The organism is Streptomyces chiangmaiensis (assembly GCF_036281785.1).
GTDB lineage: Bacteria > Actinomycetota > Actinomycetes > Streptomycetales > Streptomycetaceae > Streptomyces > Streptomyces chiangmaiensis.
This window is the reverse complement of the sequence record NZ_JAYWVC010000020.1, coordinates 46,000-66,067: the sequence shown is the minus strand read 5'-3', so window position 1 is coordinate 66,067 and position 20,068 is coordinate 46,000. Positions and strand designations below refer to the sequence as shown.

20 protein-coding genes are annotated in these 20,068 nt (G+C 71.7%); 11 read left to right on the top strand and 9 right to left on the bottom strand.

All coding sequences use genetic code 11. The features are described 5' to 3' along the window. Positions 1 to 31 precede the first annotated feature (31 nt). Together VXC91_RS09560 and VXC91_RS09555 are read left to right on the top strand one after the other, a co-directional pair. A complete protein-coding gene (locus VXC91_RS09560) occupies positions 32 to 1,309 on the top strand; it encodes a hypothetical protein (protein WP_329506590.1) in 1,278 nt (425 codons plus the stop codon). A 48-nt stretch (positions 1,310 to 1,357) separates the two neighbouring features. Next, complete coding sequence (locus VXC91_RS09555; RefSeq protein WP_329506589.1) at positions 1,358 to 1,531, top strand: hypothetical protein; 174 nt, start codon at positions 1,358 to 1,360, stop codon at positions 1,529 to 1,531. A gap of 120 nt (positions 1,532 to 1,651) precedes the next feature. Here VXC91_RS09555 and VXC91_RS09550 read toward each other — a convergent pair whose 3' ends face one another. The 4 genes from VXC91_RS09550 to VXC91_RS09535 all read right to left on the bottom strand — a co-directional run bounded on the left by VXC91_RS09550 (position 1,652) and on the right by VXC91_RS09535 (position 6,283). Continuing rightward, positions 1,652 to 3,199 (bottom strand): DHA2 family efflux MFS transporter permease subunit, encoded by a 1,548-nt coding sequence (locus VXC91_RS09550; protein WP_329506588.1) that lies wholly within the window; start codon positions 3,197 to 3,199, stop codon positions 1,652 to 1,654. 134 nt (positions 3,200 to 3,333) lie between these two features. Further along, a complete protein-coding gene (locus VXC91_RS09545; protein WP_329506587.1) occupies positions 3,334 to 4,272 on the bottom strand; it encodes a 3-oxoacyl-ACP reductase in 939 nt (312 codons plus the stop codon). A 29-nt stretch (positions 4,273 to 4,301) separates the two neighbouring features. Continuing rightward, positions 4,302 to 5,378, bottom strand: a complete 1,077-nt coding sequence (locus VXC91_RS09540) for a Zn-dependent alcohol dehydrogenase (protein WP_329506586.1) — start codon at positions 5,376 to 5,378, stop codon at positions 4,302 to 4,304. A 29-nt stretch (positions 5,379 to 5,407) separates the two neighbouring features. Further along, positions 5,408 to 6,283, bottom strand: coding sequence for a MaoC/PaaZ C-terminal domain-containing protein (locus VXC91_RS09535; RefSeq protein ID WP_329506584.1), 876 nt, complete (start codon positions 6,281 to 6,283; stop codon positions 5,408 to 5,410). Positions 6,284 to 6,429: 146 nt separating this feature from the next. Here VXC91_RS09535 and VXC91_RS09530 point away from each other — a divergent pair, with 146 nt between their 5' ends. Both VXC91_RS09530 and VXC91_RS09525 read left to right on the top strand, forming a co-directional pair. Further along, on the top strand, positions 6,430 to 6,636 hold the full coding sequence (locus tag VXC91_RS09530) for a hypothetical protein (RefSeq protein ID WP_408057357.1): 207 nt from the start codon (positions 6,430 to 6,432) through the stop codon (positions 6,634 to 6,636). Positions 6,637 to 6,816: 180 nt separating this feature from the next. Further along, positions 6,817 to 7,449, top strand: a complete 633-nt coding sequence (locus tag VXC91_RS09525) for a response regulator transcription factor (protein ID WP_329506610.1) — start codon at positions 6,817 to 6,819, stop codon at positions 7,447 to 7,449. A 46-nt stretch (positions 7,450 to 7,495) separates the two neighbouring features. Here the strand turns inward: VXC91_RS09525 and VXC91_RS09520 are convergent, their stop codons facing one another. Further along, positions 7,496 to 8,962 carry an MFS transporter gene (locus VXC91_RS09520; RefSeq protein ID WP_329506582.1) on the bottom strand — a complete coding sequence of 489 codons (1,467 nt, stop codon included), beginning with the start codon at positions 8,960 to 8,962 and terminating at the stop codon, positions 7,496 to 7,498. Between the two features lie 245 nt (positions 8,963 to 9,207). Between VXC91_RS09520 and VXC91_RS09515 the strand changes: the two genes are divergently transcribed. The 5 genes from VXC91_RS09515 (at position 9,208) to VXC91_RS09495 (ending at position 14,784) form a co-directional block, all read left to right on the top strand. Beyond that, positions 9,208 to 10,941: an MFS transporter gene (locus VXC91_RS09515; RefSeq protein ID WP_329506580.1), complete on the top strand. Its 1,734-nt coding sequence runs from the start codon at positions 9,208 to 9,210 to the stop codon at positions 10,939 to 10,941. Between the two features lie 133 nt (positions 10,942 to 11,074). Continuing rightward, complete coding sequence (locus tag VXC91_RS09510) at positions 11,075 to 11,761, top strand: class I SAM-dependent methyltransferase (RefSeq protein ID WP_329506578.1); 687 nt, start codon at positions 11,075 to 11,077, stop codon at positions 11,759 to 11,761. 36 nt (positions 11,762 to 11,797) lie between these two features. Continuing rightward, entirely contained in the window at positions 11,798 to 12,742 is a 945-nt protein-coding gene (locus VXC91_RS09505; protein ID WP_329506576.1) for an N-acetylmuramoyl-L-alanine amidase, read from the top strand. Between the two features lie 158 nt (positions 12,743 to 12,900). Further along, a complete protein-coding gene (locus VXC91_RS09500) occupies positions 12,901 to 13,662 on the top strand; it encodes a DUF5336 domain-containing protein (protein ID WP_329506574.1) in 762 nt (253 codons plus the stop codon). 111 nt (positions 13,663 to 13,773) lie between these two features. Beyond that, entirely contained in the window at positions 13,774 to 14,784 is a 1,011-nt protein-coding gene (locus VXC91_RS09495; protein ID WP_329506573.1) for an LLM class F420-dependent oxidoreductase, read from the top strand. Positions 14,785 to 14,839: 55 nt separating this feature from the next. Here VXC91_RS09495 and VXC91_RS09490 read toward each other — a convergent pair whose 3' ends face one another. Further along, a complete protein-coding gene (locus VXC91_RS09490) occupies positions 14,840 to 15,394 on the bottom strand; it encodes a hypothetical protein (protein ID WP_329506570.1) in 555 nt (184 codons plus the stop codon). A gap of 187 nt (positions 15,395 to 15,581) precedes the next feature. Here VXC91_RS09490 and VXC91_RS09485 point away from each other — a divergent pair, with 187 nt between their 5' ends. Further along, the gene (locus VXC91_RS09485) at positions 15,582 to 15,875 is read left to right on the top strand and encodes a hypothetical protein (RefSeq protein WP_329506568.1); all 294 of its coding nucleotides are present in this window, start codon (positions 15,582 to 15,584) and stop codon (positions 15,873 to 15,875) included. Positions 15,876 to 15,932: 57 nt separating this feature from the next. Here the strand turns inward: VXC91_RS09485 and VXC91_RS09480 are convergent, their stop codons facing one another. From VXC91_RS09480 to VXC91_RS09470, 3 genes are read right to left on the bottom strand one after another with little or no spacing between them, the layout of a single operon-like run. Then, positions 15,933 to 17,003: a prenyltransferase gene (locus tag VXC91_RS09480; RefSeq protein ID WP_329506567.1), complete on the bottom strand. Its 1,071-nt coding sequence runs from the start codon at positions 17,001 to 17,003 to the stop codon at positions 15,933 to 15,935. Continuing rightward, positions 17,000 to 17,752 carry a class I SAM-dependent methyltransferase gene (locus VXC91_RS09475; RefSeq protein WP_329506566.1) on the bottom strand — a complete coding sequence of 251 codons (753 nt, stop codon included), beginning with the start codon at positions 17,750 to 17,752 and terminating at the stop codon, positions 17,000 to 17,002. The genes VXC91_RS09480 and VXC91_RS09475 overlap by 4 nt, the downstream gene beginning before the upstream one ends. Then, the gene (locus tag VXC91_RS09470; protein ID WP_329506565.1) at positions 17,746 to 19,188 is read right to left on the bottom strand and encodes a glycosyltransferase family 4 protein; all 1,443 of its coding nucleotides are present in this window, start codon (positions 19,186 to 19,188) and stop codon (positions 17,746 to 17,748) included. Before VXC91_RS09470 ends, VXC91_RS09475 begins: the two co-directional genes overlap by 7 nt. A gap of 205 nt (positions 19,189 to 19,393) precedes the next feature. On the opposite strand from VXC91_RS09470, the gene VXC91_RS09465 reads away from it, so the two are divergent. Then, on the top strand, positions 19,394 to 20,038 hold the full coding sequence (locus VXC91_RS09465; RefSeq protein ID WP_329506564.1) for a TetR family transcriptional regulator: 645 nt from the start codon (positions 19,394 to 19,396) through the stop codon (positions 20,036 to 20,038). Positions 20,039 to 20,068: the final 30 nt, after the last annotated feature.

Below are 20,068 nucleotides of genomic sequence, written 5' to 3'. Positions count from 1 at the left end.
AACTAGCTTCGTCGCCGGAGGTGACCGAACCATGACGGCCTGTGCCTTCACGACCGCCACGGCGGAGGGTGACGAGTGGGCGGCCCGGCCCGGATGCGTGCTGACCGCGGACGGGTCCTACGCGGCACGCCTCGCCCTGGACGACGGGTCCTGGTACCCGGAGCGCTGGACCCTGGACGGCCCTGAACCCTACGCCGTACCACTGCCCGGCAATCAGCCGGAGGAGCCCGGCACCGAAGTACAGCCGATGGCCGACGGCCGGGTGCTGATCCACCGCGTCGCGGCGGGGCGGCACACGTTCTCGCTGCTCTACCCGACCGGGCCGGGGACCGGGGAGTTGCCGCTGGGCGCGGTGCAATGCCCCCAGGACGGTACCCGGATGCGGCTGCTGCCCCCCGCGCCGACGGGGGACCGCGCGTTCGCGCTCGCCGTGGACCGGGGATCCACAGCGGTGTGGCAGGTGGCGGGCGGACCGGGGGGACCCGAGCGGCCGGCTCAACTGCCGGGCCGGTGCTCGGGTGGGGTGTGGCTGGACCGTGCGGGGCGGATGCTGGCCCTCGACCGCACACCGCCCGACGGGGGTCCCACGAAGACGGTGGTGGTGGATCTGGCACGGGGCGGGGAGGTCTCGCCACTGCTGCAGATCGCGGACCGGAGCCACGACCGGCTGCTGCTCGCGGATCCGGACAGCGGACTGCTGCTGATCCGTTCGGACGCCCCGTCGCCGGGTCAGCACCGGCTCGGCTGGGGGGTGTTGGGGAGCACGCTGCCGGTGCGCTTCCCCGAGTGCCTGCGGCTGAACTGCCCGGCGACCCCGTTCGCCATCCAGCCGGGACAGGCGCTGATGCCGGAGAGCTGTGCGGTGGCGCTCCGGATCGACGGGGCGGCGGGCAGCTGGGTCGGGGTGTGGCGCCCCGCGGACCGTCGTGTCCACCACCTGCCGGCTCCCGAGGGCTGGTTGACGGGCGCGGGGCTGTGGACGCGGGACGGGGTGCTGCGGCTGCCGTTTGCGACGCGGAGTGTGCGGTGCGCGGTGGCCCGGGTGGTACCGCCCGCGGCGGCTCCCGCACCGCCAACGCGGGAGCCGGGCCGGCGGCCGGTGCCGAAGCCCCCGGAGGACAGGACGTCGCGACCGGTGCCGTTGCAGCAGGCACTTGCGCCGCGCGGCGGTCGAACCGAGCGGACGCCCCTCGTATGGGTCCGCAGGAAGCAGACCCCGGTGGGGAGCACAAGCGGGGCGGCGGGGAAAGGGGACGGCCGCGGATCCGCGCCCCCGGCTCCCGGCGCGGCTGTCGTCGCCGCCCGTTAGACTCGCCCGGCTGTACGAAAGATCATGTCGACGGGGTGAACACTTCAGATGAACGACACCAGCACCAGCATGCCTCTGCCGAACGAGGCCCAGGAGATCCAGGGACACGGCCGGCATCGCGGACCGGTCTCCGCCGAGGACACCGAGGCGGCACCCAGCGGGCGTCACCGTGCCGCAGACCGCGGCGTGACGGCCGATCACCGGGAGCCGGCCTCGGTCTGAGGGCGCATCGATTCCGTCGAGGTCCTCCGTCCGCTCCGTCACGGGCGGGGGACCTCGCCGCGACAAGGGGCTCAGGACCGAGCGGTCGGCGGCGCCTGGCCTGTCGGCCCCGGCGGACCCTCATTCCTTGGGTGCGGGACTGCGCACGAGCAGCACCATGGCCGCTCCGATGGCCATTGCCGCCGCCGGCCACAGCAGCGCGTTGGCCATGACCGCCGAGACGACGGTGCGCACGGATTCCTGCACGCCGTGCCCCGACTCCAGCCGCTGGAAGTCTGTGTTCTTGAAGGCCTCCCGCCGACTGGCGGTGAGGCCCGCCGCGTGCGCCGCGATCTGGGTCTTGAACTGGGCCGTCATGACGGTCGCGATGACCGCGGCGCCGAGCGTGGCCCCGATCTGCCGCGACGCGTTGAACACTCCCGACCCGGCGCCGACGTAGGTGTGCGGCAGCCCCTGCATCGCGGCGACGGCGAGCGGGCTCATCATCAGCGAGCTCGACGCGCCCATCCAGGCGGCGTGCACGAGCAGTACGACCAGGGACATGTCGGGCGTCATCAGGAAGTGCCGGACGAAGAGCGCGGAGCTGAACAGGGCGAGTCCGGTGAACGCCGGCCACTTGGGGCCGACCTTGTCGACGAGCCTTCCGATCCAGGGTGCGAGCGGCACCGAGACCAGCGCCGAAGGCAGCATCATCAGCGCCGCCTGGGCCGGCGTCATGCCGCGGCCGGCCTGGAAGTAGAGAGTGCCGGGGAAACTCGCGGCGACGGTGGCGAAGCCCGCGGCCACGATCGCCAGATTGGCGGCCGTGAAGGTCCTCACCCGGAAGATGCCCAGGGGAACCAGCGGCTCGCTCCTGTTCACGCGTTCCCAGGCGACGAAGACGACCGCGAACACGACTCCGAGGGCGAGGACCTCCGGGACGTGGACGGCGATCCCGGTGTGGTACCCGAGGAGGACGAGGTCGTCGGTGATCTCCGACCAGTCGTAGCCGCTGCCGTTCTCCAAGCCGTAGACGAGGCAGAACAGGGACAGACCGCTGATCAGCACGCCGACCACGTCGAACCGCTGCGGGTTGCCGGACAGGGCCGGCACGAAACGCTGCGCCACCACGAGCCCGACGATCCCGATCGGCACGTTGATCAAGAAGATCGACCGCCAGCCCAGCGAGTCGATGAGCAGACCGCCGCAGACCGGCCCGACGAGAACGGCGCCGCCGGAGACCAGGCCCCAGTAGGACATGGCGCGCCCGCGGACCTCCTTGGGGAAGGTCTTGCTGATGATCGCCATGGACTGGGGGGACATGCCGGCGGCGCCCAGGCCCTGAAGGCCCCGGAAGGCGATCAGCTGCCCGATGCCGGTGGCGAGCCCGCACAGGAGCGAGGCTCCGGTGAACACCGCCATGCCGATCAGGTAGATCCGCTTCGCGCCGAACCGGTCTCCGAGGCGGCCCGCGAGCAGGAGCGGCACGGAGTACGCCAGCAGATAGGAACTGGTCACCCAGACCGTCGTACTGATGTCCGTGTGGAGATCGGTGGAAAGCCGCGGCATCGCCACGACCACGACGGTGGTGTCGAGCATGAGCAGGAAGAAGCCGACCATGAGCGCGGCGAGCGCACTCCACGGTGCCCGGACTTGAGGAGCGGCTCTCTCCGCCTGCGACGTGGTCATGGTCCGACGGTGCCATGGAGCGGCGCCCGGGTTGCGGTGGCACGCGGCGGGCTACGGCCGGTCGGGGGCGCGAGGGGGGCGGGACCGCGATCGCGCCGGGGAGGCGGCCGCGGTCCCGGCGGACCGGACCCCGTTCACGCGTGCTTCAGCCCGAGCAGCTCCACGGCCGCGAACGTCTCGCCCGTCGGCCGCTGTGCGTAGTACGGGGTGAGAAGGGCGTCGAGTTCGTCGTAGGTGAATGCGTCCTGCTTCGTGTCGAACCTGGCGTGCACTCGGGGCCGCTCGACGATCGCGACCATGCCGCCGTGCACTACCAGGAGCTGCCCGTTGACCGGTGCGGCGGCGGGTGAGACCAGATAGCCGACGAGCGGGGCCACATGCTCGGGGGCGAGCGGGTCGAGTCCCTGCTCCGGCCGTTCGAAGCCGGCGAACACGTCCTCGGTCATACGGGTTCGAGCGCGCGGGCAGATGGCGTTCGCCGTGACCCCGTACCTGGCCAGGGCGAGGGCGGTGGAGGTGGTGAGGCCCACGATGCCGCCCTTCGCCGCCGCATAGTTGGGCTGCCCGGCCGACCCCGCCACGAACGCCTCCGACGACGTGTTCACGATCCGCCCGTACACCGGGCCGTCCGCCGCCTTGGAGCGCGCCCGCCAGTGCGCGGCGGCGAAGCGGGTCGTGTTGAAGTGGCCTTTGAGGTGAACCCGGATCACCGCGTCCCATTCGTTCTCGGACATCGAGAAGATCATGCGGTCGCGCAGGATGCCCGCGTTGTTGACCAGGACGTCGAGCTTTCCGAACTCGGCGATCGCCAGCTCGATGAGACCGTGCGCCTGCGCGAAGTCGGCGACGTCCCCGGTGTGGGCGACGGCCCGGCCGCCCGCCGCGCGGATCTCGGCGGCGACCTCCTCGGCGGGAGCGGCGGACGCCTCGCCCGAGCCGTCCCGGCCCGGCTGCCCGTAGTCGTTGACGACGACGGCCGCTCCGAGCCGGGCGAGTTCCAGCGCCTCGGCCCGGCCCAGGCCCCGGCCCGCCCCGGTGACGACGGCGGACAGCCCTTCCAGTGGCAGCGACATCAAGGTCCTCTCGACAGGCGTACGGGACCTCAGATCTCGATGCATGTGCGCAGTGCCGTGCCCGTCCGCATCTGGTCCAGCGCCTCGTTGATCTCGGCGAGGGGCACCCGGTGCGTGATCAGGCCCGCCAGGTCGATGCGCCCGGCGCGCCACAGCGCGATGGTCCGCTCGTAGGAGCGCAGAACGTCCCCACCGCCGTACATCGACGGCAGGATCCGCTTCTCGTCGAAGAACAGCTCGAACATGTTGAGCTGGAGGAAGTCGTCCATGGCGCCCGCTCCGACCACGACGAGGGTGCCGCCGCGCCGGGTGGTCTCGTAGGCCGTGCGGGCGGTGGCCGACTTTCCGACGACCTCGAAGACGTAGTCGAACCCCTCCCCGGCGGTGACCTCTTGCTTGGCGTCCGCCAGCTCGTCCGGCGACACCGCCCTCGTGGCACCGAACTTCAGCGCGGACTCCCGGCGGGAGGCGACCGGGTCGACGGCCATGATCTCGGCGGCACCCCTGAGCCGGGCGCCCTGGACCGCGGAGATGCCGACGCCCCCGCAGCCTATGACGGCGACGGACGAGCCCGCCTCCACGTCCGCGGTGTTGAGGGCCGCGCCGAGGCCGGTGGTCACCCCGCAGCCGATGAGGGCGGCGATGTCGAACGGCACGTCGTCCGGGATGGGCACCGCGCAGCCGGCGTCCACAACGACCTCCTCGGTGAAGGTGCCGGTGCCTGCGAAGCCGAAGACGTCGCCGCCGGGGCGCTTGAAGTTGGGGGTGCCCGCGTTCATGAACCCGGACAGGCACAGTTCGGTCTGGCCGCGCTTGCACGCGGGACAGGCGCCGCAGGCCGGCAGCCAGCACACGACCACCCGGTCACCGGGCCGCAACGTGCGCACGCCCTCGCCCACTTCGAGGATCTCGCCCGCGCCTTCATGGCCGGGCACGAACGGGGCGGGCTGCGGCAGCACCCCGTTCATCGCGGACAGGTCCGAATGGCACAGCCCGGTGGCGCGCACCCGGATCCTGACCTTGCCGGGGCCGAAGCCCGTCGCCTCGACGTCGTCGAGGACCTCCAGCTTGTCCTGGCCGATCTCGTGCAGTACGGCTGCGCGCATGGTGCGGCTCCCCTCGAAGGCTGGGTGGCTCAGGAGTGTTCGACGATGGTGTCGGCGAGGACCGGCGCGTCGTCCCGCTCGACCGCGCCGACCGTCACCCGCAGGGAGCCCTCCCGCCGCCATACGCGGATGCGCAGGGTCTCGCCCGGCAAGACGATTCCGGCGAATCGCGTGGAGTAGGCGCGCACCCGGGCCACGTCCCCGTCGAGCAGCGTGTCGACGACCGCCTTGAGCGTGATCCCATAGGTGCACAGTCCGTGCAGGATGGGCCGTTCGAACCCGGCCAGCTTGGCGAACTCGGGGTCGGCGTGCAGCGGGTTCCAGTCGCCGGAGAGGCGGTAGAGCAGCGCCTGGTCCTCGCGGGTCGGCCGCTCGATCACCTTGTCGGGCTCGCCGGTGGGCCGGTCGGTGGCGGCGGCGGGGCCGCGATCTCCGCCGAAGCCGCCCTCCCCGCGTACGAAGATCTGCGCGTCGTTGGTCCACAGCGGGCCATGGGCGTCGCTGACCTCGGTGCGCAGGACGAGGATGGCGGCCTTGCCCTTGTCGTACACGGCGGCGATCCGGGAGGTGGCCGTCGCCCTGCCCTCAACCGGGACCGGCCGGTGGACCACGAGTGTCTGGCCGCCGTGCAGGACGCGGGCGAGCTCGACCTCGACGCCGGGCATGGACAGGCCGCTGATCACGCCCGGCGCACCGGCGCCCGCGACGGTGGCGAAGCTCGGCAGGACGTGCAGCCGGGACTCCAGGGTGTAGCGCAGCTCGTCGGCGTCGGTCGCCGGACTGTGCTTGTCGGGGTTCGCGCCCGCGCCGATGCCGAGGTGGTAGAGCTGGACGTCCTTGTGGTCCCAGGTGATCTCGCGGGTCCGGGGCTCGGCGGCGAGGGCCTTGACTGGGTCGATGGGCATGGGGCTCCTGACACTGGCGGGAAAGACCCCGGTGCGACCGTCCGCACCGTCGGCCGCACCGGGGTCGTCACGGGACCGCGGAACCCGCCCGTTCTAGAACGCGTTCCAGTACAGCGCTCCCCTGTATAGCCCAGCTCCCAGGAGTTGTGAAGACGGCTGACGACATGTCAGATCCGGCGGGCGGCTCCCTGCGCGCCGGCCCGTCGCCGCGCGGCGGATTCACGGTCACGGCGGAACTCCCCGTCGATACCGAACCGCCCACGGACTCCGGACTCCCCGTGGACACCGAACGCCCCGTGGAGCCGTCCGGCGCACCGCTCTCGCCCGCGGCCACGGCGCCCAGGGGCGACTGACCGCCCGGCTCACATCGTCCGTCCAGGACTCGTGGCACTTCCTGGGCGTTCGAGCCGCCGGCACCGCGACGGGAACATCGTGGTCCTGGCGGTCGTCGGGCCGGCGGGCCATGTGGTGTCGCTGCCGCCGAGGCGCGCACCGCGGACATGCCCGCACCGTACGCTTGGGCCGTGGACGAGATGCCCAGAAGTCACCGGCCGACGAAATGCATCAGGGTCCTGCTCGCCGAGGACCAGGGCATGATGCGCGGCGCGCTCGCCCTGCTGCTCGGCATGGAGGAGGACATCGATGTCGTCGCGCAGGTCTCCGCGGGCGACGCGATCGTGGACGCGGCGCTGGCCCACCGCCCGGACGTGGCCCTGCTGGACATCGAACTCCCGGGCATGAGCGGTCTGGACGCGGCGGCCGAGCTGCACTCGCAGACCCCGGACTGCCGGGTGCTGATCCTGACCACGTTCGGCCGGCCCGGCTATCTGCGCCGCGCCATGGAAGCGGGCGCCGCGGGCTTCCTGGTCAAGGACGGCCCGGTGGAGGACCTGGCCACGGCGATCCGGCGGGTGCTCACCGGCGAGACGGTCGTCGATCCGGCACTGGCCGCGGCGGCCCTGAGCGCCGGCCCCAACCCGCTGACCGCGCGCGAGTGCGACGTCCTGAAGGCTTCCGTGGACGGGGCGACGGTCTCCGACATCGCCGCGAAGCTCCACCTCTCCGAGTCCACGGTGCGCAACTACCTCTCCTCGGCCATCGGCAAGACGGGCACCCGCAACCGCATGGAGGCGATGCGCGAGGCCCGGCGGCAGGGATGGCTGTAGCGCGGGGTCTGCGCGGAAGCGCCGTGCGGCGGGCCGGTGCGTCGGCTCAGTGCGCGGCGACCTTCCGCGGCAGCCACGCCAGCATCAGCAGGGCCCCGGCCAGCAGCAGGCAACCGCTCATGCGGAACGCCTGCGCATAGCCCTCCGTCAGGGCCTGCGCCGACCCGCGTCCTCCCGTGCGTGTCGCCGCGACCGTCGACATGACCGCGAGGCCGAGCGAACCGCCCATCGTACGCGAGGTGTTGATCAGCCCCGACGCCAGTCCGGCGTCCCCCGGCGCCGCTTCGGAGGTCGCCAGCGCTGCCAGCGGAGTGGCCGCCAGTCCCGCGCCCAGCATCATCAGGATCCCCGGGAGCATGATCGTCGTCGGATACGACCCGTGCACGGTCATCGTCGACTGCCAGCCGAACCCGGCCGCCGCGACCAGCGTTCCGAGCACCGCCACGTTCCGCGCCCCGGCGGCCGGCATGACCAGCGGCGCGAGCTTCGAGCCGAGCACCACCGCGAGGGAACTGGGTACCAGCGCAAGACCGGCGTCCAGCGGCGAGTAGCCGAGGACGTTCTGCAGGTACAGCGTCATGAAGAACCACATGCAGAACATCGCGGAACCGGAGACGAACATGGCCGCGTTCGCCGAGGAGACCGACCGCAGCCGCAGCAGGCCCAACGGCATCAGCGGAGCCTTCGCCCGCGCCTCGACGGCCAGGAACAGCCCGATCAGGACGAGCCCCGCACACAGCGGCACCAGGGTCGCGGCCGCCGCCCAGCCCTCCGCCTCCGTCTGCACGATCCCGTACGCGAGCGCGGCGAGCCCCGAGGTCACCAGCAGCGCGCCCGGCAGATCCAGGCGCCGTCCGTCCCCGGTACCGCTCTCGAGGAGCTTTCCCCCAGCCCTCGACTCCGCTCGAGCGGGCGGGATCCCCAGGGCAGAGCCGGCCAGGACGACCGCTCCCACCGGCACGTTGATCAGCAGCACCCACCGCCACGACAGGCCGTCCACCAGCAGCCCGCCGACGAGCCCGCCCGCCGCACCGCCGCCGGCGCCCACGGCCGTCCAGGTCGCTATCGCCCGCGCACGTGCCGCCCCTTCCGGTACGGCCGCGGTGAGCAGGGTCAGCGTCGAGGGCGCCAGCACGGCCGCCCCCAGTCCCTGCGCGGCCCGTGCCAGCAGCAACTCCCAGCCCTCCCGGGCCAGTCCGCCGCCGAGGGAGGCCACGGTGAACAGGGCGAGCCCGACGAGAAACATCCGCTTGCGCCCGTACAGGTCCCCGGCCCGCCCGCCGAGCAGCATGAACCCGGCGAAGGCGATCGCATAGGCGTTCACCACCCACTGGAGCCCCGGGGCACTCAGCCCGAGGTCGGCGCGCATCGAGGGCAGCGCCACATTGACGACGGACACGTCCAGCACGACGAGGAACTGTCCGGCGCACGCGAGCGCGATCACCACCCAGGTGGGCGGCGTGGAACGACGGGTCGCGGAGGAGTCTTCGACGGCTCGGAGCATGGACGCCATACTGCCGACCTCCGTGCGTGCGTGGCATCGGGATTTCGTCCCATCGGCGGCTCGGTCGTACGACCTGGGCCGGCCGCGCCCCTGACGAAAGATCAGTTCTTCATGAAATGGTCAAGGATTCGTTAGTATGCCAAAGCATCGGAATAGTTGCCCGTGCATACGAGGTTTACCGGGCACTTATCCTGCGCGGATCTCGCGAACGACTCCTCCGCGCCTCTTCACTTTCGGCCTGGAGGCCCCTCGCAATGACGCACACGACGACCGACCAGCCTGCTCGGAGGCCGTCCGGCGCGATCGTGCCGGTACTCGCCTTCGCGGGAATCGTTGTCGCGGTGATGCAGACCCTGCTCGTCCCTGTCATCAAGGATCTGCCGCAGTTGCTGAGCACCTCGCCCAGCAACGCCACCTGGGTCCTGACCTCCACCCTGCTCTCGGGCGCCGTGGCCACACCGATCATGGGCCGCCTCGGCGACCTCTACGGCAAGCGGCGGATGCTGCTCGCGAGCCTGGCCGTGATGGTGGTCGGCGCACTGATCAGCGGTTTCACCAGCACCGTTCTGCCGGTGATCGTCGGACGCGCGCTCCAGGGCTTCGCGATGGGCGCGATCCCCCTCGGAATCGGCCTGATGCGCGACATGCTCCCCCGTGAGCGGCTCGGCTCGGCGATGGCCCTGATGAGCTCCTCGATCGGCGTCGGCGGCGGACTCGCCCTGCCCGCCGCCGCCCTGGTGGCCCAGCACGCCGACTGGCACGTTCTGTTCTTCGGCGCCGCCGGACTCGGCGCCCTCTCGATCGTCCTCACCCTCCTCGTGGTGCCGGAGTCCGAGGCCCGCGCCAAGGGCTCCTTCGACCTGCTCGGCGCCCTCGGACTGTCCGCGGGCCTGGTCCTGCTCCTGCTTCCGATCACCAAGGGCAGCGACTGGGGCTGGGCGTCCGCCACCACGCTCGGCCTGTTCGCGGCCGCGGTCGTGGTCCTGCTCCTGTGGGGCCTGCTGGAGCTGCGGCTGAGCGCGCCGCTGGTGGACCTGCGCACCACGGCCCGCCGCGAGGTGCTGCTCACCAATCTCGCCTCGATCATGGTCGGCGTCTCGTTCTACGTCGTCACGCTCGTCCTGCCGCAGCTGCTCCAGCTGCCCGCCGCCACGGGCTACGGCCTGGGCCAGTCGATGGTGGTCGCCGGCCTGTGCGTGGCGCCGCTCGGTCTGACCATGATGTTCACCGCCCCGGTCTACGCGCGGCTGTCCGCCAAGTACGGCCCCAAGGTCACCCTCATCCTCGGCCTGCTGATCATCGGCCTCGGCTACGGCGGCGGACTCGGCCTGATGGACACCGCCTGGCAGACCGTGATCACCTCGGTGGTCCTGGGCGCGGGCATCGGCCTCGCCTACTCCTCGCTGCCCGCCCTGATCGTCGGAGCGGTCCCGGCCTCGGAGACGGGCGCCGCCAACGGCCTCAACACCCTGATGCGTTCGATCGGTACGTCCGTCTCCAGTGCCGTCATCGGCATGGTGCTCGCCAACACCGCGAACCACGTCGACGGTCTGGCGATCCCCACGCTGCACGGCTTCCAGGTCTCGTTCCTGATCGCGACCTGCGCGGTCGCCGTCGGCCTGGCCCTGGCCCTCTTCCTGCCCAAGCCCGACCGCGCCCCGCAGCTGCGCGCGAGCAGCGAGGAGGAGGCCAACCTGAAGCGCGCCGAAGAGGCACTGCGCGGCTTCCGCGGCCGCGTCCTCGACGCCGGCGGCGCCCCGGTCGCCCGCGCCAAGGTGACGCTGATCGACCGCAGGGGCCGCCAGGCGGGCGCCACGCTCTCCGCGGAGGACGGCAGCTACGTGCTGGCCGTACCGGCCGAGGGCCCGTACGTCCTCGCCGCCAGGGCCGCGGGCCACGCCCCGCTCGCCTCCTCGGCGACCCACCACGGCGACGACCACCCGGTCGACCTGGACCTCTCCCTGCCGGGCGAGACGGTCTCCGCCTGACCGCCCCGCACCACCTGCACCCACCGTCGCCCGCGCGACGGTGGGTGCGGCAGCATGGGGCGACTACAGGTCCGCATCGACGCCCGTCCCGTCCGTACGGCGCCTGCGCGCACATACTCCCGAAAGGACCCCCATGTCGTCGGCACCCTCCCTCGAGCGACCGGCTCCTCCCCCGTCCGAGATCGTGGCCGCGTTCGAGGCCGCCAAGGGGTTCATGCCGCTCCACGAGGGGCTCGCGCTGCACGAGGCCGCCGTCACGGCCGGACGGCTCGGGCTGCCGCTGCTGGAAGTCGGCACGTACTGCGGGCGCTCCACGATCCTGCTCGCCGCCGCGGCCCGCGCGGCCGGCATCACCGCGCTCACCGTCGACCACCACCGCGGCAGCGAGGAGCAGCAGCCGGGCTGGGAGTACCACGACCCGGAGACGGTCGACCCCGAGACCGGCCTGATGGACACGCTGCCCACGTTCCGCAGGACCCTGCACCGGGCGGGCCTGGAGGAGCACGTCGTCGCCGTCGTCGGCCGCTCCCCGCAGATCGCCGCCTTCTGGAACTCCCCCCTCGGCCTCGTCTTCATCGACGGCGGCCACACCGACGAGCACGCGAACGCCGACTACGACGGCTGGGCCCCCCATGTGGCACCGGGGGGGCTGCTCGTCATCCACGACGTCTTCCCCGAGCCGGAGGACGAGTTCACCGGCCAGGCGCCCTACCGTGTCTACCTCAGGGCGCTGGAGTCCGGCGCCTTCACGGAGGTCTCGGCGACCGACTCGCTGCGCGTCCTGAAGCGAACGCAGGCGGCAAGCGAATCGCGCCCTTAGAGCGGCGCGTATGTCGCAGCCGTTAGGGTCGCAGGCATGTCGTACGTGGGTCCCGGCTTCGAACCTCCCCAGCCGCGTCGCTCCCGGCGCGGTCCGATGACGGTGGCGGTCGCCGCGCTGGTGCCGGCCGCGCTCGTGGGGTGGCTGGTCTACGAGGCGGTCGCCGACACCGGCGGCGGCAGGTCCGGTGCGGCGCCCGTGACGAGCTCCTCGGCCACCGGCTCCGCCACGGCGTCCACACCGCAGGACGGCAGACGGAGCGCCACACCACCCGATCGGACGCCGGCCACCACACGGGCAGGCGCCGGTCCTCTCGCAGGCAAGGTCGTCGTCATCGACCCGGGACACAACCCCGGCAACTTCCAGCACTCCTCCGAGATCGACCGCAAAGTGAATATCGGGACGAACCGCAAGGAGTGCGACACCACAGGCACATCCACCAATTCCGGTTACGCGGAGGCCCGGTTCACGCTGGACGTGGCCCGGCGGCTGCGTACGCTCCTCGAGAAGCAGGGCGCCACGGTGAAGTTCACCCAGGACGGCGACCGTCCGTGGGGCCCGTGCGTGGACGAGCGGGCGCGCATCGGCAACGAGGCACACGCGGACGCGGCGATCTCCATCCACGCGGACGGTGCGCCGACCGGCGACCGGGGCTTCCACGTCATCGCCCCGGCATCGGTGCACGCGGGCTCGGCCGACACCCGTCGGATCGCCGCCCCCTCGCGGAACCTCGGCGAGCGCGTCGCGGGCAGTTTCGTCCGCGTCACCGGAAGCGCTCCGTCCAACTATGTGGGCAACGGTACGGGTCTCGTCGTGCGGAGCGATCTCGGCGGTCTCAATCTGTCAACGGTTCCCAAAGTGTTCATCGAGTGCGGCAACATGCGCGACAGCAAGGACGCGGCGTCCTTGACCAGCGGCGCGTGGCGGCAGAAGGCGGCGCAGGGGATCTCTGAGGGAATCGTGAGTTTCCTGCGCGGGTAGTGATCACCGGTCCGAACCCGGCGGACATGCAGATCGGGCGAACGATAGTGTCATCCCTACGATGAGGGGCCACCCCTGCGCTTCCCACCCCGGCCCGAGGGCGACATGGTGACAGCGACGCCTCCACCGACGACGAGACGACAGACGAAGGACCCGAAGTGAATATCCGCTCCCTCACTAGAGGCGACGGCGTGGTGATCGGAGCAGCGGTATTGCTGTTCATCACGTCGTTCCTCGACCTCACCGGCTGCAGCGGTGCGATCTGCGGCACCATCGACCTGCCCAACGCCTGGGACAGCCTCGGACTCGGGCTCGGCACCTACGTGGCGGGTGTGGTCGGCGGTGCGCTGGTCGTGGTCTCCCGTCTGCTCCCGGCGCCTCGCAAGGTCGCGGGTCTGGACCTGGGAGTGGCCGGCACCACGCTGACCATCTCGGCGACCTGGGTGCTGCTGTGGACGCTCATCGACGCCGACAACGCCGGCACCGGCCTCATCCTCGGCTTCATCGCCGCCCTTCTGCTTGCGGCCGCCGCCGTCGCCACTCCCCTGGTCCCGGCGCTGCAGGCCGCCCTCGTCCCCGCCCCCAGGCCGGCCGCGCCCCAGCCCTACGGCGGGCAGCCGCAGGGCGCTTACGGCTACCCGGGCGCCCAGCAGCCGCCGTTCGGCGGCCAGCCGCAGCAGGGGCAGCCGTTCGGCGGGCAGCCGCAGCAGGCTCCGGGCGGGGACTTCTCGCCGTTCTGGTTCGCCGTGCCGGTGCCGCGTCCCCTCTACGCGGAGGACGGCTCTCCCACGCCGATCGCCGAACTCGCGCCCGGCACCTGGTACTTGGCCGTCGAGCAGCGTGGCCCCGCTCTGGTGGCCCAGACGCAGGACGGCCGCCGCGGTGTGCTACAGGACACGAGCGGCATCCAGCGCGGCTGACCCACTTCGCCTACGGCCCCTCGCCCTTCCGGGCGGGGGGCCGTTGCCGTACAGTCGCAGCCCGGCGCTCGTTGACTGACGGACCGTCAGAAGGGCACAGCTGGAGGCGACATGCGGCTCGGACTCGCACTCGGCTACTGGGGCCGTGGCCCCGCGGCGGACCATGTCACGCTGGCGCGGGAGGCCGAGCGGCTCGGTTACCACTCGGTGTGGACCGCCGAGTCCTGGGGCTCGGACGCCTTCACCCCGCTGACCTGGATCGCCGCGCAGACGTCGAGGATCGAGCTGGGCACGGCCGTCGCCCAGATGGCGGCCCGTTCCCCGACCACGACCGCGATGCACGCGCTCACCCTCGACCACCTCTCCGGCGGACGTATGATGCTCGGCCTCGGGCTGTCGGGACCGCAGGTCGTCGAGGGCTGGTACGGACGGCCGTTCCCCGCCTCGCCGCTGACCGCCACCCGGGAGTACGTCGGCCTCGTACGCCAGGTCCTGCGGCGCGAGGCCCCGGTCGCGCTCGACGGCCGCTTCCACCGCCTGCCCTACTCCGGACCGGACGGCACCGGGCTCGGCAAGGCGCTGAAACCGATCACCCACCCCCTCCGCGCCGACCTGCCGATCCTGCTCGGCGCCGAAGGGCCGAAGAACGTGGCGCAGACGACCCGGATCGCCGACGGCTGGCTGCCGCTGTACTGGTCGCCGACCCGGTCCGGGATCTACGGACCCGCCCTGGCCGAGGCGCCCGAGAGTTTCCTCGTCGCCCCCATGGCACAGGTGCGCGTCTGCGACGACGTCCCGCAGGGACTGCTACCGGTCAAGGCCATGCTCGGCTTCTACATCGGCGGCATGGGGCAGGCGGCACGGAACTTCCACGCCGACCTCATGGCACGCATGGGGTACGAGGAGGAGGCGCGGCGCATCCAGCGGCTGTTCCTTCAGGGCCGACGGCAGGAGGCGGTGCAGGCCGTGCCCGACGCCTTCGCCGACGAGATCTCGCTCGTCGGTCCGCGTGAACGGATCGCGGAGCGGCTGGAGTTGTGGCGCAAGGGCCCGGTGACCGACCTGCTGGCCCTGGCTCCGGACCCGCACACGCTCCGGGTGCTGGCCGAACTGAACGCGTAGGGGCACCGCCCCGCGACGCTGCGCGGCGGTGCCCCGGCTCCCGCGGTGGTCCGTCTCAGCCCGCCGCGAGCTGTCTGGCCGTCGGGTACTGGTTCCTGACCGGGGTGCCCATGCCCTTGCTCACGCTCTTCGTCCTGCCGACCACGTCGGCGAAGGAACTCGCCGCCGCTTCGTCGCCGTTGCGCAGCCGCGACGGCAGGTTCCCCAGCCCGTCGATGCCCGCGGCGAGCGGGGCGAGGGCCTTGGCGAGCGCGGGGTCGCCCTGGGCGTTGTGCCGGGCGGCCTTGAGCCGGTTGTACGCGAACGTACCCGCCAGGCCCGCCTTCGCCAGGGCGGCCTTCCGCCCCTTCGCGCCCTTCTTGAACGTGCCGGCCTTCCACGGCTTCACGATCCACTGGTACGTCGCCCCGGCCGCGAGCCCCGCGTTCGCCACGAAGCGGCTCCTGGCGAACTTCTGCTGCTCCGCAGGGGTGCTCGGGGAGGGCGTGGCGACCACGATGTAGGCGCCGGCGGCCTCCTGCACGGCACTGCGACCACCGCAGGCGGCTCCGGCGAACAGGGTGGAGCACATCGCGAGCGTCACGGCGAGGGCGCGTATCGGTCGGGACACGGGATCCTCCGGCCTGTGAGGAACGGTACGTCTCCAGGGCCGGGAGACCACGGCTCTCACGGCAGCGTCACACATCCCCTCCCGGGACGCCGATCGGGCCGGGCCGTTCGGGTGATTCCCTTGTCCCACAAGGGATGTGCCGCGGTCGCACATGTTTCGAACGACGTCGACGGGCAACCCGAAGAACATGTCTCCCCGATATCGCAACGGTGCGGACCGGGCCGGCACGGTCATCGCGATCGTCGCCGACGTCATGGCCCTCATCCTGGGCCTGTGGATCCTGATGTACCTGCTGGACGCCAACCGCGCCAACGACCTGGTGCAGTTCGTCCACGACGCGGCGAACTGGCTCGCGGGCTGGTCGCACGACCTGTTCACCTTCGACGAGGCCTGGGCGCGCGTGGTCGCCGGTTACGGGCTGGCCGCCGTGGTCTACCTCTTCGTGGGCCACGCCATCGCCCACCGGATCCACCGGCATTGAGCCGCTTCCAGTGCCGCGACCGGAAAGGCTCACCGGCAAACCCTTTCAGCCACAGCACTAGGCACAGCAGTCGGCCTCCAGGCCCCACGGCAGGCGTTCGCCTCCGAAGACCGCACACGTCGGCTCGTCGCCGCCGAGCGCGGCCACGGCCAGCAGCAGTGAGCCGGCCGTCCAGGTGGTGAGCTCCTTCGGCCAGATCGTCCGGTCCTCGAAGACGTAACCCGTCCAGTACAGGCCCGTCTCCGAATCACGCAGGTGCTGGATCGACTGGAGGATCTCCAGCGCGCGGTCGGACTCGCCCACGGCCCACAGGGCCAGGGCGAGTTCGGCCGACTCGCCGCCGGTCACCCACGGGTTGGGGACGACGCAACGCACTCCGAGACCGGGCACGACGAAGCGGTGCCAGTCCGCCTCGATGCGCTCCTTCGCCTCCGTGCCCACAAGGGCACCCCCCAGGACCGGGTAGTACCAGTCCATCGAGTAACGGTCCTTGTCCAGGAATCGCTCCGGGTGCCGGCGTATCGCGTGCCGCAGCGCACCCACCGCCAACTCCCAGTCCGGCTGGGCCTCTTCGCGCTGCTCGGCGATCGCGAGCGCGCAGCGCAGCGCGTGGTGGATCGAGGAGCAGCCGGTCAGCAGCGCGTCCGTGACGGCCGTGCCGTCGTCCTCGCCTTTCCAGCCGATCTGCCCACCGGGCAACTGGAGCCGCAGCACGAACTCCACGGCCGCGTACACCGTCGGCCACATCCGGTCCAGGAACGTGTCGTCGCCGGTCGCGAGGTAGTGGTGCCACACCCCCACGGCCACGTAGGCGACGAAGTTCGTCTCCAGGCCGCGATCGGTGACGTCCTGCGGGTCCCCGTCGGCGTACGCCGCGTACCAGGACCCGTCCTCGTTCTGGTGCCGGGCCAGCCACTCGTAGGCCCGCTCGGCCGCGGCGTGCTCGTCGGCCGCGTCCAGCGCCATGGCCGCCTCGACGTGGTCCCACGGGTCGAGATGGTGCCCGCGGAACCACGGGATGGCTCCGTCCTCCCGCTGTACGTCGAGGATCCCGCGAACGGTCGCGGCGGCCTGCTCGGCGGTGAGGACCCCGGGCAGGACGAGGTGTTCTGTCCGGGGGGTCGTCACTGACCGGCCGCCTCAAAAGCCCCGGAGAGGCGGGGCAGATGCGGCTTCGTCGCGTAGGCCACGAAGCTCTTGCCGATCAGCGGGTTCAGCGCCTGCTCGGCGACCCGGGTGGCGAGGGGCTTCTTCATGATGTCCCAGACCAGGAGCTTGTGGTACGCGCGCACCGGCAGCGCCTTGTCGTTGTCGACGCCGAAGGCGCACTTGAGCCACCAGTACGGCGAGTGCAGCGCGTGCGCGTGGTGCGTGCCGTACGGCCTGAGTCCGGCCTGCCGGATCTTCGCGAGGAGTTCGTCCGCCCGGTAGATGCGGATGTGGCCGCCTTCGACCTCGTGATAGGCGTCGGACAGGGCCCAGCAGACCTTCTCGGGGCCGTGGCGCGGCACGGTGATCGCGATGCGTCCGCCCGGCCTGAGCACCCGGACCATCTCCGCGAGGACGCCCTTGTCGTCGGGGATGTGCTCCATGACCTCGGAGATGATCACGACGTCGAAGGACTCGTCGGGAAAGGGGAGCGCGAGGGCGTCACCCTCCATGGCGGTCGCGGTGGCGCCCTCGGGAGCCTCGCCGGCCTCCTTCATCGCCGCGAACCACTTGGCGACCTCGCGGATCTCCTCGCCGTTGCGGTCGAGGGCCACGACCTGGGCTCCACGCCGATAACACTCGAACGCGTGCCGTCCGGCACCGCAGCCGAGGTCCAGGACCCGGTCTCCCGGGGCGAGCGGGAACCGGGAGAAGTCGACGGTCAGCACGTGGCCCTGCTTTCGCGATCGGGTACGACGATTTCTTCGGCGGCGGCCGTCTCCTCGGCCGCCACTTCTTCGGCCCTGTGTGCGGCATGTGCCGAGGCCGTGGCCGCGGAGCGGCGGAAATCCGGGCGGGCGGAGGCGGCGACGGCCTCGCGGTACCGCGCCACCGTGCCCTCGGCGGCCTTCACCCAGGTGAAGCGCCGCAGCACGCGCTCGCGTCCGGCAGCGCCGAGCCGTGCCCGCAGCTCCGGGTCCCCGAGCAGCCGGCTCAGCCCGGCGGCCAGCGCGCCGGCGTCGGCCGGCGGCACCGCGAGGCACGTCTCGCCGTCCGGTCCCGCGACCTCCGGTATGGCACCACCGGTGGTGGCCACCAGCGGCGTGCCTGTCGCCATCGCCTCGGCGGCCGGCAGCGAGAACCCCTCGTACAGCGAGGGCACACAGGCCACCTCGGCCGACCGCACCAGGTCGACCAGTTCCGCGTCCGAGATGCCCTTGACGAAATCGACGGCGCCTTCGAGGCCGTACCGCTCGATGGCCTGCGCGACCGGCCCGTCCTGCGCCCGCTTGCCGACCACCACCAGATGCGCTTCGGGGTGCTCGGTCCGCACCTTCGCGAGCGCCTCGATCAGGAAGACCAGTCCCTTGAGCGGGACATCGGCGCTGGACGTCGTGACGATCCGTCCCGGCACCTGCGGCACCGCGGGATCCGGCGAGAACAGATCGGTGTCGGCGCCGATGTGCACGACGTGGATACGGTCCCCCGAGACGCCGAGGTGGTCGACGATCTCCTGGCGGGACGTGCCGGAGACGGTGAGCACCGAGGGCAGCCGGCGCGCCACGCGCTTCTGCATCCGCGCGAAGGCGTACCAGCGCCGTACGGAGAGCCGCCGCTGCCGGCCCTGGGCCGCGTCCAGCTCCAACTGACGGTCCACGGTGATGGGGTGATGGATGGTGGTCACCAGCGGCGCGCCCACCTCGCCCAGCAGGCCGTAGCCGAGCGTCTGGTTGTCGTGCACGACGTCGAAGTCGCCGCGTCGGGCGCGCAGATGCCGGCGGGCACGCAGGGAGAAGGTCAGCGGCTCGGGGAAGCCGCCGGTCCACATGGTCGCGACCTCGAGGGCGTCGATCCAGTCCCGGTACTCCTCGCGCCTCGGGGTGCGGAAGGGGTCGGGCTGCCGGTACAGGTCGAGGCTGGGCAGTTCGGTGAGGGACAGACCCTGAAGGTCCTCGCCCTCGTCGAGCACGGGGTACGGCTGTGCGCCGATCACCTCGACCCGGTGGCCGAGCCGGACCAGTTCGCGCGAGAGGTGCCGTACGTACACACCCTGACCGCCGCAGAACGGGTTTCCCTTGTAGGTGAGGAGCGCGATGCGCAACGGGCGGTCCCCGTCCGCGGCCAAGCCCTCCTGGGGACCCGCCTCCCTGGCCTCAGCGGTCACTCTCGGCCCCTTCTCCCTGCCATTTTCCCGCGAGATTACGCCGGGACGGTAATCTAGAACAAGTTTCAGACTTGATCGTAGAGGCTCTGAATCTACCGGCAGGTAGCGCCACTGTGAGCGATGGATCAGGTGATTCGCGCCACGACCGACACCCTGCCATGCTGTCTGACCGCCCGCCCTCACCGACTGTCACGGAACGGGATCCATGCCTGCGGAAGCCAAGGTGCCAGCCAGTACCGCGCGACCGGCGGCTCAGCCGGCCTCACCGCCGCTGACCGAGCGGCAGGAGGCTCGCCGTCGCAGGATCCTGCACGCGAGTGCACAGCTGGCCAGCCGGGGCGGTTTCGACGCGGTGCAGATGCGCGAGGTGGCGGAGTCCTCGCAGGTGGCCCTGGGCACGCTGTACCGCTACTTCCCCTCGAAGGTGCATCTGCTGGTCGCCACCATGCAGGACCAGCTGGAGCACATGCACGGCACCCTCCGGAAGAAGCCACCGACCGGGGAGACGGCCGCCGAGCGGGTGGCGGAGACCCTGATGCGCGCCTTCCGCGCGCTCCAGCGCGAGCCGCATCTGGCCGACGCCATGGTGCGCGCACTGACCTTCGCGGACCGCAGCGTCTCCCCCGAGGTCGACCAGGTCTCCCGTCAGACGACGGCCATCATCCTGGACGCCATGGGCCTGGACGACCCGACCCCGGAGCAGCTCTCCGCGGTCCGGGTGATCGAGCACACCTGGCACTCGGCCCTGATCACCTGGCTCTCCGGCCGTGCCTCCATCGCCCAGGTCAAGATCGATATCGAGACGGTGTGCCGGCTGATCGACCTCACCGGCCCCGGCGAGAGGCTCTAGCCGCGTCCACGCACGGAGGGAAACCGCGCG